General features: G+C 70.4%; 13 protein-coding genes. 4 read left to right on the top strand and 9 right to left on the bottom strand.

Translation table 11 applies throughout. From position 1 onward, the window contains the following. Positions 1-12: 12 nt before the first annotated feature. Positions 13-234, top strand: a complete 222-nt coding sequence (locus ABG090_RS00545) for a DUF5302 domain-containing protein (RefSeq protein WP_347755414.1) — start codon at positions 13-15, stop codon at positions 232-234. Here the strand turns inward: ABG090_RS00545 and ABG090_RS00540 are convergent. The 7 genes from ABG090_RS00540 to ABG090_RS00510 form a co-directional block, all read right to left on the bottom strand. Beyond that, positions 231-1,739 (bottom strand): helix-turn-helix domain-containing protein, encoded by a 1,509-nt coding sequence (locus ABG090_RS00540; RefSeq protein ID WP_347755411.1) that lies wholly within the window; start codon positions 1,737-1,739, stop codon positions 231-233. The two genes, ABG090_RS00545 and ABG090_RS00540, sit on opposite strands and share 4 nt — an antisense overlap. Then, the gene (locus ABG090_RS00535) at positions 1,736-2,773 is read right to left on the bottom strand and encodes a DUF917 domain-containing protein (RefSeq protein ID WP_347755408.1); all 1,038 of its coding nucleotides are present in this window, start codon (positions 2,771-2,773) and stop codon (positions 1,736-1,738) included. The genes ABG090_RS00540 and ABG090_RS00535 overlap by 4 nt, the downstream gene beginning before the upstream one ends. A 9-nt stretch (positions 2,774-2,782) precedes the next feature. Next, positions 2,783-3,892: a DUF917 domain-containing protein gene (locus tag ABG090_RS00530; RefSeq protein WP_347755406.1), complete on the bottom strand. Its 1,110-nt coding sequence runs from the start codon at positions 3,890-3,892 to the stop codon at positions 2,783-2,785. Beyond that, positions 3,889-4,968: a DUF917 domain-containing protein gene (locus tag ABG090_RS00525; RefSeq protein WP_347755403.1), complete on the bottom strand. Its 1,080-nt coding sequence runs from the start codon at positions 4,966-4,968 to the stop codon at positions 3,889-3,891. Before ABG090_RS00525 ends, ABG090_RS00530 begins: the two co-directional genes overlap by 4 nt. After that, the gene (locus ABG090_RS00520; protein WP_347755400.1) at positions 4,968-6,515 is read right to left on the bottom strand and encodes a hydantoinase/oxoprolinase family protein; all 1,548 of its coding nucleotides are present in this window, start codon (positions 6,513-6,515) and stop codon (positions 4,968-4,970) included. The genes ABG090_RS00525 and ABG090_RS00520 overlap by 1 nt, the downstream gene beginning before the upstream one ends. Positions 6,516-6,613: 98 nt before the next feature. Then, positions 6,614-7,975 carry a cytosine permease gene (locus ABG090_RS00515; protein WP_347755397.1) on the bottom strand — a complete coding sequence of 454 codons (1,362 nt, stop codon included), beginning with the start codon at positions 7,973-7,975 and terminating at the stop codon, positions 6,614-6,616. 201 nt (positions 7,976-8,176) lie between these two features. After that, entirely contained in the window at positions 8,177-8,908 is a 732-nt protein-coding gene (locus ABG090_RS00510; RefSeq protein WP_347755394.1) for an MBL fold metallo-hydrolase, read from the bottom strand. Positions 8,909-9,009: 101 nt separating this feature from the next. Here ABG090_RS00510 and rmuC point away from each other — a divergent pair, with 101 nt between their 5' ends. Both rmuC and ABG090_RS00500 read left to right on the top strand, forming a co-directional pair. Continuing rightward, positions 9,010-10,479, top strand: a complete 1,470-nt coding sequence (gene rmuC / locus ABG090_RS00505) for a DNA recombination protein RmuC (RefSeq protein WP_347755391.1) — start codon at positions 9,010-9,012, stop codon at positions 10,477-10,479. 4 nt (positions 10,480-10,483) lie between these two features. Further along, positions 10,484-11,161, top strand: a complete 678-nt coding sequence (locus ABG090_RS00500) for an NUDIX domain-containing protein (RefSeq protein ID WP_347755388.1) — start codon at positions 10,484-10,486, stop codon at positions 11,159-11,161. 16 nt (positions 11,162-11,177) lie between these two features. Here ABG090_RS00500 and ABG090_RS00495 read toward each other — a convergent pair whose 3' ends face one another. Continuing rightward, entirely contained in the window at positions 11,178-12,104 is a 927-nt protein-coding gene (locus tag ABG090_RS00495) for an EamA family transporter (protein ID WP_347755385.1), read from the bottom strand. Between the two features lie 39 nt (positions 12,105-12,143). On the opposite strand from ABG090_RS00495, the gene ABG090_RS00490 reads away from it, so the two are divergent. Next, positions 12,144-12,641, top strand: coding sequence for a MarR family transcriptional regulator (locus ABG090_RS00490; RefSeq protein ID WP_347755382.1), 498 nt, complete (start codon positions 12,144-12,146; stop codon positions 12,639-12,641). Here ABG090_RS00490 and ABG090_RS00485 read toward each other — a convergent pair. After that, positions 12,604-13,434: a tryptophan-rich sensory protein gene (locus ABG090_RS00485; RefSeq protein ID WP_347755380.1), complete on the bottom strand. Its 831-nt coding sequence runs from the start codon at positions 13,432-13,434 to the stop codon at positions 12,604-12,606. The two genes, ABG090_RS00490 and ABG090_RS00485, sit on opposite strands and share 38 nt — an antisense overlap. Between the last annotated feature and the right edge of the window lie 9 nt (positions 13,435-13,443).

Raw genomic sequence — 13,443 nt, 5'->3', positions numbered from 1 at the left:
CAAGGTTGAGGCATGACGAGTCACGATGCCGAGCCGGACGAGGTCGAGACCCCTCCGGACACCCCTGAGGGCAGCGAGACGCAGGAGGACGCGCAGCGCCGCAAGTTCCGCGAGGCGCTGGAGAAGAAGAAGCTCGGTCACCACGGTCAGGGCATGAGCCCCAGCAGCAGCGTGCAGGGCGCCCACAGCGGGCCCGCCGTGCAGAAGCGCGTGCACCGCCGCAAGAGCGGCTAGGCCTCCCGAGCGGCCCCGGTCGCTCTGATCGCAAGCCGCAGGGCCAGCCTGGCCTCCACGTCGCCGAGGTCCATGCCGAGCAGCGACTCGGCGCGCGCGACGCGCTGCGCGACCGTATTGCGGTGGATGCCGAGCGCACCCGCCGTCGCTGCAAGCGAGGACTCGTGGTCCAGGTACGCCGCGAGCGTCTCCCGATCAACGTCGCGCAACGGCTCGAGCAGGTCGCGAGCCGCGGGCAGGAACGCGTCGCTGCCAGTCCATGCCAGCAGCAGTTGCTCGACGCCCAGCCGATCGACGTGCAGGAACCATCGCGCAGCTGACCGGTCCGCAGCGAGTCGGGCAGCGTCGATGGACTCTTGGATGGTCTGCGCGAACCCCTGCACGCCCCGCTGCAGGGTGCCGACGCCGGTCGCGATCGGTAGTTGACGGAGCGCCGACTCGTGGAGCTGCTGCAGGGCGGCGACGGCGCGCTCGAGCTCAGGGCGCGTCGGGGCGTGGGGGAAGCTGATCCATCCGGCTACCCCTGGGCCGCGGATCGTCAAGTACGCGGCGACCGGCAGCGTGCTGAGGGCTGGTTGGAGCAGGCGCAGCAACTCGAGCGGCTCGACCCTGCCCCGAGGTTGCGCGCTGAAGCCGACGTGCCATCCCTCGGGACGCCACCCGCGTTCAGCAACCCTGCGGTCGAGCTCCGAGTCGTGCGCGGTGAAGGGGTCGAGTAGCTCACTCAGCAACGACGACGAGCGCGACGCGTCGTTCATCTCGGCGACTTCATCGATCAGCATGCGTGCCGCGACCGCTGGCATCGCGATCTCGGCGGCGGCGGCGAGCGCAGAGAGCTGAGCGAGGCTGAGCGAGGTGCCATGGAACACAAGGCGCAATCGATCGGCACCCTTGCTGTCGACCCGCACCGAGGCGACGCTGCCTCGTCGATCCTGGAGGCGGTCGACCCAGGAGTCGAACGCGATGCGCTCGAGCAGCTCGGGATCGAGCGCCGGCCCAGCCTGCTGGAGCACGCCGTGCGGGCCGACGAGCGCCACCCCGTGGCCGATGCCGGATGCGAGGTGGCGCAGCTGATCAGGCAGATCGCGCGCGGAGTACTGGATGGTCTGCGCGACCTTGCGCACGAGTGTGAGCTTGAGCGCCTCGCTGCTCGTCGCGAGCTCCCAGCACGTTCGGGCCAGGACGACCGGGCGATCCGTCTGCAGCACAGTGAGACCGATGCGGCGCGCGAGCGCCGCCGTTCCGACGGAGAGCATCACATGATCCGGGAGCGCGATGCCGGTGTATCCGAGATCGCGGACTCTGCGCAGCATCGCATCCAATTGCCACGCGGTGGTGGTGCGATTGGTGACGAGGACGGCGAGCGAGGGCGATGCAACGCGCCCGAGCGACGCCTCGTCGGGTTCGACCTCGACGCGATCCCACGAATCGCTCGCGCGCACGACGACCTCGATCGTCGCGCGCGTCGGCTGCTCCAGAAGCTCGTCGAGGCTGAGTCCGCTCATCGGTCGACCTGGTCGAGCCCCTCGAGGCCATAACGGGACGGCAGCACCATCGCGAGCCGCTCCGGGCTCGCCGTCCACCACGCCGGCGCGTCGAGAACGAGCACAGCGACGCTCTTGCCCACGGCGATGTCTTCGACCTGCAGCACCGCGCCCGACTGCGGGTCGACGACATCGATGATCTGCGGTGCGCGCGCGGCGACGCGACCGTCGACCATGCAGGCAAGCGCGTCGTCCCGGGTGATGACGCGAACGAGCGCGCCATCACTGCCGGCGATGTCGACGGTGCGGATGCGCACATCGGACCGATCGTGCTCGATCGCGGTCACGCGCCCGACCCCCAGCCGCTCCGCGCCGATCGCCGCAATCCGTGAGCCGATCGACATCGGGGCGGCGCCCCAAGCGCCTCCGAGCTCGAGGGCGCGTGCGAGCCCGCCGGCGATCGCGTGCTGCGCCAGATCACCGACGCGGAAGCCGCCGATCACGGTGCCGGCCCACCCTCCCGCAGCCTGGAACGCGGCGCGCAGGACTTGCTCGACATCCTTCGGGCGCGCGTCGGTCATCAACACCGTGCCACGCGTCCACGCCGAGATCGCCACGACGAGATCCGGCACGTCGTCGGCGAGCAGCGTGAACTGGTCGAGCTCGGGCAGCGCTGTGCCCATAAGATCCGCGTCGACCAGTCGCAGCTCATGCGCGAGGGGCAGGGCCGAGAGCGCGTTCATTCCACCGATCTCCGTCATGCACACCGCTTCGGCAGGCGCCCCTGTCCAACGGTCGATGGTCGCGATCGCCTCCGCGAAGAGATCCGGGTGTGGCAGGCGTTCGCCGAAGACGGTCGTGGAGCCGCCCAGGCCGACCGCGACGCAGGGCGTCGCCGGGTCGAGCTCGGCGACCTGGTGCACCTGTACGGGCCAGTCGGCGGACTCGCCCGCGCTCAGGGCCATCAGCCGCGGATTCCCACCGCCGCCGCCGCCAAGCAGTGATGCGCCGCGACCCAGCGCGGCCAGATCGGCACGCTCGAGAGTCCAGGGCATGGGTTCAGCCTAGATCTGCACCGCTCCTGCCCTCGTCTCGACCGGCACAAAGCGCTCCGCGAGCCCGAACGCGGACGGCCCGAACGCCGCGAGCGCTTCCGGCGTGCGCATCATCTCGGGTGTCGAGATGCCCAGCACGCGCACTCGCTGCCCGTAGCGCAGCCCCTCGGTGGTGATCGGCTCCGCCGTGTCCGCGTCCAGCACGCAGATCAGGTCGGGCACGATCGCGACGGTCTCCCCGCCGCGCGTGGCGATCAGGTTCTCGTTCTGGAATCGGATCTCGAGATCGTCGCCCTCGCCTCCGAGGCCGGCGATGCGAGCTCGACCCTTCGCGAAGCCGTCGGTCGTCCTGCGCTCGACGTCAGCCACCTTGCCGTGGAACAGCTCTCGGACGTGGCTGTAGAGCGTGCTCGCGAGCGCGTCTGCGATGGCGTCGAACGGCGACCGATTGTCCTCTCGCGCCTCTCGGATCGCGCGACCGAGCGAGAGCGCCATCGAGAGCGTGCGTGGGATTGCCGTGCGTCGCACATCTGCGCCCGACATCGCGTATTCGGCGATGTGCCCCACGCCGCCCAGCCGGATCGTGATTGCGCGCGCGAGCCACTCCATCTGCCGGTCGTCGTCGCCGGTGTCGATGATGATGCGCTCGCCGCGCTCGCCGGCGAGCGCGAGCGGAGACCCGTGCACGCCGTAGACGGCGAAGGTCTCCATCGACAGCTCGGGGAACGCCCGCCCCATTCCATCGGCATCGACGACCGGCAGCCCCGTCTCCGCTGCCACGACGAGGGGGATCATCGAGTTGATGCCACCGCACTCGATCGGCATCGTCGCATCCGCCCTCCGGCCAAGGTGCTCCTCGAGGATGCGCAGCGAGAGGCTCGGCTCCGTGCCTGCCGGGATCTTCTCGATCATCACGGTGGGCGCACCCATCTGCGCGGTGGGGATGACGAATAAGTCGTCAGCGATCTCGTCGGGGTCGAGGATCGTGATCGCACCGTCGCCGAGCACGCGCTCGACGAGCCGGCGGCCGATGTAGGGATCGCCCCCGCCACCGGTCCCCAGCAGCGTCGCGCCTCTCGCAAGGTCGCTCAGATCGCTCGCGCGAAGCTCGAAGCTCATGCCGCAGCCTTCCTCACCGTGCCGTCGAATCGCGTGGGTGCATGGTCGTACCCGAAGTAGCCGGGGCCCGCCAGCGCCAGACCCTCATCTGAGTGCCACCGCTCGTCTGCGGGTGCCGCGATCACCCGCACCCGCTGGCCGTAGCGCAGCGCTTCCGTCGTGATCGGTTCGCCCGTGTCGTGCTCGAGGACGATGATGAGGTCGGGCGTCGTGACGAGCACCTCGCCGTCGAGCTCGGCTATGAGGTGCTCGTTCTGGAAGGAGAGCTCGAGCTCGCCCTCAGAGCCTCTGAGGTGCGCGCTGCCGCGGGCGAAGCCTGCGGTCGTCGCGCGTGCGACATCGATGACCTTGCCTGCGAAGAGCTCGCGGCCACCGAGGCGGTGCACGACGGCCGCCACCGGATCGTCGTTGGCAGCGCGCGCGTCGGCGATGCGATCGCCGAGCTCGACGCACAGCGAGAGCGAACCGTCGACGAGCGACTCTCGCGCCTGCGCACCGCTCATCGCGAAGCCCGAGATCATCACCGAGCAGCCCATCTCGACCGCCGCGACCCGAGCGATGCGCTCCGTCCAGTGGTTGTCGGCGGTCTGGAGCACGGCGACGTTCCCCTTCTCGTCGGCCAGACCGAGCGGCGACGCGGTGATGCCGTACATCGTCGGAAGCACCATCTGCAGCTCAGGGAACGCCCGTCCCATGCCGTCGGCGTCGAGCAGCGGCAGTCCGAGTGCGGCTGCCGCCGCCACGGGGATGGTGGAGTTGACGCCGCCGATCTCCGCGCAGGCGATGTGCGTCACGTCGCGACCGAGGCTCGCCGCGAGCGCCTCGATCGGCGCCAGCACCTCGTCGATGCTCGGCAGCTTCTCGACCATGACCGTCGGAGCGCCCATCATCGCGGCCGTGATCACGAGTGCGTCGTCGCGCAGCTCGCGGAGCGGGACGACCTCGACCGACCCGTCCCCGAGCGCTTGGCGGGCGAGCAGCGCGCCGACGTACGGATCTCCCCCGCCGCCGGTGCCGAGGACGGCGGCTCCCCGCGCCAGGCCGCGAATGCTGTCGGCGGTGATGTGCCAGCTCATCATCGGCCCATGTCGAGATCGCCGACGGCCTTCGCGCGCACGCGCGTCGCGTTGCCGGGAAGGTACGGGAGCGGCACCTCGTCGAAGTCGACGATCTGCACGGTGCGCGGGGCGGCGCCGGCCGCGATGGCCTTATCCACGGCCTCCTGCCGCACTGCGTCCAGGATTGTGTCGCGGCGACCGGGGTCGACGGCGACGACCTTGTCGATCTCGCCGCCCACCTGCGCGATGGAGGCGCCGATGGCGTTGGCGACCGCATAGTTGTCGGGGCGCTGCACCGCGCCGAAGATCGGCAGCTCGTCCGGTAGCAGGATCGAACCGCCGCCGACGGCGACGACCGGGATCGGCGCGGACGACGTGCGCATGCGATCGACGGCCTCGGAGACCCGCTCCGCGATCCGCTCGATCACCGCGGTGGCGAAGCCCTTGTCGATGTGTCGGACGCGGTCGGCGTCGCCGATGTCTGCCCGACCCGCGGCCACGGCGATGTCCGTCGCCGTGAGCGTCGCCCCGCCGAAGACGAGCGCATCCGTCGTCAAGCGGTACCCGACAGAGGTCGGGCCGACCTCACGGCTCTGCTCGTGCACATGGCTGCCGCCGCCGATGCCGAGCGAGAGCACGTCGGGCATCCTGAAGTTGGTGCGGATCCCGGCCACGGTCACCTCCGTCGACGTCTCCCGCGGGAAGCCGTTGACGAGCAGCCCGATGTCGGCCGTCGTACCACCGACGTCGACCACCGCGCAGTCGGTCAGTCCACTGGTGATGGCTGCACCGCGCATCGAGTTCGTCGGACCGGATGCGAATGTCGCCACCGGGTAGTGCCGCACGAAGTCCTCGTCCATCAGCGTGCCGTCGTTCTGGCTCAGGAAGATCGGCGCCGTGATGCCCTGGGCCCGCACTGCCGCGCTGAGCCCGTCGACGATCTCGACCGCGAGCTCGCGCAGCGCCGCGTTAATGACCGTGGCGTTCTCGCGCTCGAGCAGGCCGATCCGTCCGATCTCGTGGCTCAGCGAGATGGCGACACCATCACCCAACTCACTGCGCACGATCTCCGCGGCCTGCACCTCCAGATCGTGGTTGACCGGGCTGAACACGCTGGAGATCGCGAGCGAGCGGATGCCGTGGGCAGCCATGTCCGCGGCGTGGCGGCGCAGCTCGTCGGGGTCAAGCGGCGAGATCGGCCGTCCGTCAAACTCGTAGCCGCCATGCGCGAGGTAGGTGCGCGCCTTGATCGCCTGCCGCAGCTCCTCCGGCCAGTCGACCAGGGGAGGCAGTGCGCGGGTTGCGGGCAGTCCGAGTCGGAGCGCGGCCGTCGGGGCCAGGTTGCGGGCCTGCACCAGCGCATTGATGAAGTGCGTCGTGCCGATCATCACCGCCGTCACGTCCGAGCCCTCGAATGGCCGATCGGTGCGTAGCGACTCGATCGCAGCGACGATGCCGCTCGTGACGTCCGCGCTCGTCGAGCGCTTGACGCTCGCGAGCACCGTGGTGCCCTCCATGAGCACTGCGTCGGTGTTCGTGCCTCCGACGTCGATTCCGATATGCATCCGATCCCTCTTCCTCTTCCAAGTCTGTGCCGGAGCGCTGGGGCGCGCCCCAGCGCCAACGAGGGCTCGATGGCGCGGCGCCACCGAGCCCTCGCCTGTCAGCGCTCCTGCGGCGCAGCTTCCACGGGGGTTCCGCCAGCACGCGCGTCCGATGCGATCGTCTCTGTCTCGACCTCACCGACTCCGCGCACGAGGCCAAGCTTGCCCGCAGCCACGTAGAGCACGAAGGAGACGAGCAGCGCGGTGATCGACGGGATGCCCCACGTGAAGAAGTAGCCGACCAGGCTCGCGATGAGCCAGATCGCGATCGTCGCGGGCACGACGCGCGGTGCCGTCCTCGGCATCGTCTCGGCGTCGCGAGTCTCATCGAGCTGCGGTCGGAACTTCCGCACAACGAAGTACTCGGCGACCATGATGCCCGCGATCGGCGGGAATGCTGCGGCGAGGATCGTCAGGAATGGGATGAAGCCCTGGAGGATGCCGAAGGCCGCGAGCAGCGTCCCGGCCAGTCCGACGACCAGGGTCGTCGCCAGATGCGGGAGTGCCCTGTTGAAACTGGTGGAGACGAAGTTCACCAGTCCCAGCACGGAGGAGTACAGGTTCCAGTCATTGATCTTCAGCGTCCCCGTGACGATGATGAGCAACCCGATCCAACCGACCGCCGACGTCACGATGGCCACGATGTTGCCCGACTGCGCCGCATGCGCGAGCAGCACGCCGGCCATGCCGATGACGAACTCTCCGAGGGTGATCCCGACGACGGTGACCTTGACCACATCGCCAGGGGTGCGGTTGAACCGCGTCATGTCGCTGGTGATGATCGCTCCGACGATGAAGCCGCCGGCCACGACGCCAGCCCCGGCGAACACCGACATCGGCTCACCAGCAGGGGCGCGCGACATCAAGTCGGCGATGGAGTGCTGGCTCAGCTCACTGACGACCGACCAGCCGACGAGCACGAGGAAGAGCGGCACCGTGACGTTCGCGAGCCACTGCATCCCCTTGAAGCCGAATGCGACCACAGCCGTGACGAGCAGCCCGAAGAGGATCGACCAGACCGGGATGGGCATGAGGTCGGGCATCAGCGAATCGAGGGACTCTGCCGAGATCGCGCTCTGAATCCCGAACCAGCCGATCAGGCTCATCGCGATCGCGAGGCCGACGAGTGCGGAGCCGATCTCACCGAAGCCGGTCCAACGGGTCAGCAGGGAGGTCTGCATGCCCTCCTTCTGCCCGATGATGCCGACGATCGTGATCACGATCTCGAGGATGATCGAGCCGATCAGGAAGGCGAGCGCCGCATCCCAGAAGCTCAGCGCGTAGCCGAGCGTCGCACCCAGCAGAAACTGCGAGAGCGCTGACACCTGCCCGAACCGCTGCACCGCGATCGGAAACCAGTGGCTGCGCGCCGCCTTCGGAACGCGCTGGAGTGAGTAGTCATCGTGTGCCGTGGTAGCCATGCGGGGCCCTTTCCCGGAGCGTGCTGCAGATGCGGCCAACGTATTGAGCCAGCCTCGGGGCCGCCATGTGCACTCCGCTGCTTCTTGGTGCAGATCTGTGCACTCTGCACTCTGCACGCATCCCGGTTCGCACGGCCACCGGGTTCGCAGCATGGCTGCACCACCCTGCCGGCCCCGGCAGCGCGGGCGCGCCGGTCGCGCTCAGTCCGTCGAGCTCAGATACGCGAGCTGCGCCGCCATCGACGCCTCCGCGGCGAAGCGGATCTGCTCGTCCACGTCGGGGTAGACGCGGTCGGTGACCGCGGCGACATCCGCATCCCCCGCGTCGGTCCCAAGCGCGCGGAGCGCCTCGCGCACCTCGGCAAGCCGCTCGCGCCGGTGGGCCCGGTACTCACGTGCCGCTTCGGCGATCGACGGCCGCGGTGCGCCATGCCCCGGCAGCACCTCGAGGTCGCCGAGCGCCTCGAGCTTGTCGAGGCTGGCCAGGAACGCGCCGACCGCACCGTCGGGATGCATGATCACGGTCGATCCGCGACCCAGCACGGTGTCGCCCGTGAGCACCGCCTGCTCTGGGACCACGAAGCAGACGGAATCGGAGGTGTGGCCGGGGGTCGCCAGCACCTGGAGCTCGATGTCGTCGACCGGGATCCACTCGCCGTCGACGAGCGGCTCGCCCCCCAGGCACTGATCCGGGTCAAGTCCGCGCAGCTCGGCGCCCACGGAGCGCGCGAGCTCCGCGGCGCCCTCGGTGTGGTCCCCGTGCCGGTGCGTCACCAGCACCAGCCGCGGCCGGAGCGCCACGAGTCGCTCGATGTGCTCCGGGTCCGCCGGACCCGGATCGACGACCACCTGGCCGCCGATCACATAGGTGTTCGTGCCGTCAAGCGTCATGAGGCCTGGGTTGGGCGCGAGGATGCGCCGGATCTCGACCATGTCCCGACCCTACGCGCCGCGCGTCGCTGCCGCTCGCCCGACCTCGGGGCGGCGCGCGTGGGGTCCGCACGCGCGTGGGTGGCTCGTGGTGTGGTGGCTGCATGGACCCGCTGACCCTTGTCGTCGCTCTCGTCGCCGTGCTGCTCGCGCTCGGCCTCGGCGCGTGGTTCGGCACCCGGATCGGTGCCGCGCGCGCCGGCGCCGAGCTGCATGCCGTGCGCGGCCGGCTCGACGCCGTCGAGCAGGAGCGCGAGCGAGAGCGCGACGCGGCCGAGCGAGAGCGCGACTCAGCCGAGCGACGGCACGCGGCGCAGCTCGAGGAGCTGCGCGCCGAGGCGCAGCGCCGCCTCGCGGACGAGCGCGAGCGCGGTCGTGCGGCGATCGCCGAGCTGCAGGCCGACGCGCAGCGCCGGGCGGACGAGTTCGCCAAGCTCTCGAGCGCGGCGCTTGAGCGCAACTCGGCGGTGTTCCTCGAGCAGGCCGAAGAGCGGCTGCGTCGCTCGTCCACCGAGGGCGCCGCAGAGCTCGCGAAGCGCGAGGCCGCCGTGCAGCAGCTCGTGGAGCCGCTGTCGAAGTCGCTCGAGTCGGTGCGCGGTGAGGTGTCGGCCGCCGAGAAGGCACGAGCAGAGGCCACTGCGGCACTCGCCGAGCAGCTGCACGCGATGCGCTCCTCCTCCGAGCAGCTCTCGCTCGAGACCCGGCAGCTCGTCAACGCCCTGCGCGCACCGCAGGTGCGCGGTCGCTGGGGCGAGCTGCAGCTGCGGCGCGTGGTCGAGGCCGCCGGCATGCTCGAGCACGTGGACTTCACGGAGCAGGCGCATCTCGCCACCGACGACGGCGCGCTGCGACCCGACATGCTCGTGCACCTGGCCGGCGACAAGCAGATCGTCGTCGACGCGAAGGTGGCGTTCAACGGCTACCTGGAGGCGATGGAGGCGCGCGACGACGCCACCCGCGACAAGCGGCTCGACGCCCACGCGCGGCACCTGCGCGACCACATCGACCAGCTGGGCGGCAAGTCGTACTGGGAGGCGGTGCCCGGCACGCCGGAGTTCGTCGTCATGTTCGTACCGGCGGAGCCGTTCCTCAACGCGGCGCTCGAGCGCGACCCGACGCTCTTCGAGCGCGCCTTCGAGCGCAACGTGGTGCTGGCGACCCCTGCCACGCTCGTCGCACTGCTGCGCACGGTCGGCTACACCTGGCGGCAGGAGCAGCTCGCCGGTGAGGCGATGCGCGTGCTGGAGGTGGGCCGCGAGCTGCACAAGCGGCTCGGCACCATGGGCACGCATCTGACGACCCTCGGCACCCGCCTGAACAAGACGGTCGAGGCCTACAACGCCTTCAACGCCTCACTCGACCGCAACGTCGTCACGCAGGCGCGGCGCTTCTCGAGCCTGCAGGGCCTGGATCCATCGCTCGAGCACGCGCCGGCGCTCGAAGTGCTCGCGGTGCCGGCGCAGAAGCCCGACCTGCACACCGTCGACCGCGAGCATGAGGCGCCGAGCGATGCCACGATCCGCGCCACGGCGGGCGAGGCATCCGAAGACCTGCGCGACGCGGCGATAGCGTGAACGTGTGACCGACATTCGCACCGCCGCGACGCTCGTGCTCCTGCGCGACGGCCCCGGCGCCATCGAAGTGCTGCTGCTGCAGCGCCCCGACCGCGGCGCCTTCGCCGGCGGCTGGGTCTTCCCGGGCGGCAAGGTGGAGCCCGTCGACACCGCGCCCGACGACGCCGTTCCGGCCGATCAGGGCGCCGCCGCCACCGAGGCGTCCGCGCGCAACGCCGCCGTGCGGGAGACCGCCGAGGAGACCGGCCTGATCGTCGCACCCGACGCGCTCGTGCCCCTGTCGCACTGGTCGCCGCCAGCCCAGCTCGACACCAAGTTCCTCACCTGGTTCTTCCTCGCCGAAGCACCGGATGGCGAGATCGTGCCGCAGCCGAGCGAGGTCGAGGCGCACGAGTGGATCCGCCCGGCGGATGCGCTCAAGCGTCACGGCGCCGGCGAGCTGCGGCTGTTCCCGCCGACGTGGATCACGCTCGACACCCTGATGGCGTTCTCCACCACCGAGGCCGCGCTGCGCGCGGTGCGCGAGCACGAGCTGCGGGTGTACGAGACGAAGCAGGACACCCAGCGCGGGTTGGCCATCTGGCACGGCGACGAGCGCTACGACGGCGCGCCCGAGACCGAAGAGGGCCCGCGCCACCGGCTGCATGTCGGTGCGCTGCCCTGGCGGTTCGAGCACCGCTGACGCAGCAGCGCTCGCGCTACGTCGCGACGAGGCTTGGCGTGCGCTGCTGCCGCCCGCGCGCCCGCGCCACCGTCTGCCCGATCGTGACGCCCGCGAGCACCACGGCGATGCCGATCCACTGCCCGGCTGTGAGCAGCTCGCCTCCGAGCAGCACCCCGAGCAGCACGCCCGTGACCGGGTTCAGCAGGCCGAGCAGGCCGACCTGCCCAGCGGTCAGATGCCGCAGCGCGCCGAACCAGCACACGAACGCCAAGGCCGTCGCGATGAGCGAGAGATACGCGTAGCCGAGCACCGCAGCGGGATCGAGCCCCGACGGCACACCTTCGAGCGCGAGCGCGAAGGGCAGCAGCAGGCCGCCGGCGGTCAGCTGCCACGACGAGGAGGCCACGGCGTCGACCTCGCCGCTCCATCGCTTGGCGAGCACCGAGCCCAGCGCATACATCGCCATCGCCGTCACGGAAGCGGCAACGCCCCAGCCGTCGATGGTGCCGACGGATGCTGCCATCAGCAGCACGACGCCGATGACACCCATCCCCGCGCCGAGCAGACGCCGGACGGTCGGCCGCTCGGCCACGAGCCCCCAGGCTAGGAGCATCATCGCGACGGGAGACAGGCTCATGAGCATCGCCGCGACCGACGTCGGCAGCAGCTTCGCCGCGAGGTAGACGAGCATGAAGAAGAGGCCGCAGTTGAGCGCGCCCAGCACGAGCGCCTTCCACCACCAACTGCCGCGCGGCAGCGCACGCCGCAGTGCGAGCAGCAGCAACCCGGCGGGCAGCGCGCGCAGCACCGCAGCGGTGAGCGGCTCCCCCGCCGGGATCCAGTGCAGCATGACGAAGTAGACCGACCCCCACGAGATGGGCGCCAGCGCGCCGAACAGGATCCATCGGAGCGAGCCCGAGGCAGCCCCCGAAGTCACTCCCGACGCGAATCTTGTTTCCATAGAAACTATTCTAGTTTCTTGGTCAACTAGAGTGCAAGGATGGATCGCGACCATGTGGCAATCATCATCGAGCAGTGGCGCACCGAGCGGCCTGACCTCGACCCGTCCCCCATCGGGATCTTCGGGCGGCTCAGCCGCGTGACGCAGCGGGCGACTGAGGAGATCGTCGGGCTCTATCGGCGCTTCGACCTCAACGAGGGCGAGTTCGACATCCTCGCCACGCTGCGCCGCACGGGCGCACCCTTCGCGCTCGCGCCCACCGCCCTCGCCGAGCAGACGATGGTGACGAAGGGCGCGGTCTCCAAGCGCCTCGACGCCCTCGCGAGCAAGGGGCTCGTCACGCGCGAAGCCGCGGATCACGACGGGCGCGGTCGCGTCGTGCGCTTGACGGATACCGGTCGCTCACGGATCGACGACGCGGTCGCCGCGCACCTGGCGCAGGAGCATCAGATGCTCGAGATGCTGCCGGCACGTGACCGCGACGCGCTCGAGCGCATCCTCACGACGTGGGCGCTGGCCTACGAGGCTCGTCCGTGACCGGAGCGTCCTGCGTCGGGACGCGTCGCAGCCGCGCGATCACCGTGGCGGCACCGATCACGACGCACACGACGGCCGCGGTGACCGCGACCGTGACGGAGGCGGGCTGATCGTAGAGACGGCCGATGCCGATCCACGACAGACCCCAGAGGATGGCGAGCGTCGGCGCGATGGTGCCACGACCCCGCAGGGTGATGGCGACACCGACCACCGCCACCGCCGCGAGCACCACGATCGCCAGCGGCTCGAAGGGCTCGGGCCGCCAGCCTGCTGCCGTGAGCGCCGCAGCGATGTTCGCCACCGTCGCCACCGAGACCCAGCCGAGATACAGACCGAACGTGCCGTCGACCAGCACCTCCTCCACCATCGACTGCGGCTCGCTGCGGCGCAGCAGCGCGAAGATGGCGGCAAGCACACCCAGCAGCAGCACGATCACGACGACCGTGAGCGGCAGCAGGCCCGCCTGCGCGCACAGGATCCAGGTCGCGTTCAGCACCAGCGACGCGGTCGCCAGCCAGCTGATGGAGCGCTGCCTGGCATCGTGGCGCTGCTTCGGCAGCACCTGCCAGATCGCGTAGGCGGCGAGACCGAGGTAGATCACGCTCCAGATCGAGAACGCGGGCGAGGCCGGAGCGAGCGGCGTGGCGTCGGCGGAGAGCGCGCCGCTGGAGGAGGCCTGCACCTCCTGCCCGCCGAAGGCGCCGGAGCCGAGCGCCGCGGCCGCGAGCGTCACCGGCAGGGCGATGAGCACGACCCACGGGCGGATGCGCTCGGCCGTGGATGGGGTGGTCATGTGGGAAGC

Source organism: Agrococcus sp. ProA11 (assembly GCF_039880525.1).
Lineage (GTDB): Bacteria > Actinomycetota > Actinomycetes > Actinomycetales > Microbacteriaceae > Agrococcus > Agrococcus chionoecetis.
This window is presented reverse-complemented; position numbering and strand designations above follow the sequence as displayed.

Excerpts from the sequence above, each read along its gene's own strand:
- ABG090_RS00495 (WP_347755385.1), bottom strand. The coding sequence starts at position 12,104 with ATGGAAACAAGATTCGCGTCGGGAGTGACTTCGGGGGCTGCCTCGGGC.
- rmuC (WP_347755391.1), top strand. The coding sequence starts at position 9,010 with ATGGACCCGCTGACCCTTGTCGTCGCTCTCGTCGCCGTGCTGCTCGCG.
- ABG090_RS00515 (WP_347755397.1), bottom strand. The coding sequence starts at position 7,975 with ATGGCTACCACGGCACACGATGACTACTCACTCCAGCGCGTTCCGAAG.
- ABG090_RS00545 (WP_347755414.1), top strand. The coding sequence starts at position 13 with ATGACGAGTCACGATGCCGAGCCGGACGAGGTCGAGACCCCTCCGGAC.
- ABG090_RS00535 (WP_347755408.1), bottom strand. The coding sequence starts at position 2,773 with ATGCCCTGGACTCTCGAGCGTGCCGATCTGGCCGCGCTGGGTCGCGGC.
- ABG090_RS00485 (WP_347755380.1), bottom strand. The coding sequence starts at position 13,434 with ATGACCACCCCATCCACGGCCGAGCGCATCCGCCCGTGGGTCGTGCTC.
- ABG090_RS00525 (WP_347755403.1), bottom strand. The coding sequence starts at position 4,968 with ATGAGCTGGCACATCACCGCCGACAGCATTCGCGGCCTGGCGCGGGGA.
- ABG090_RS00510 (WP_347755394.1), bottom strand. The coding sequence starts at position 8,908 with ATGGTCGAGATCCGGCGCATCCTCGCGCCCAACCCAGGCCTCATGACG.
- ABG090_RS00540 (WP_347755411.1), bottom strand. The coding sequence starts at position 1,739 with ATGAGCGGACTCAGCCTCGACGAGCTTCTGGAGCAGCCGACGCGCGCG.
- ABG090_RS00530 (WP_347755406.1), bottom strand. The coding sequence starts at position 3,892 with ATGAGCTTCGAGCTTCGCGCGAGCGATCTGAGCGACCTTGCGAGAGGC.
- ABG090_RS00490 (WP_347755382.1), top strand. The coding sequence starts at position 12,144 with ATGGATCGCGACCATGTGGCAATCATCATCGAGCAGTGGCGCACCGAG.
- ABG090_RS00520 (WP_347755400.1), bottom strand. The coding sequence starts at position 6,515 with ATGCATATCGGAATCGACGTCGGAGGCACGAACACCGACGCAGTGCTC.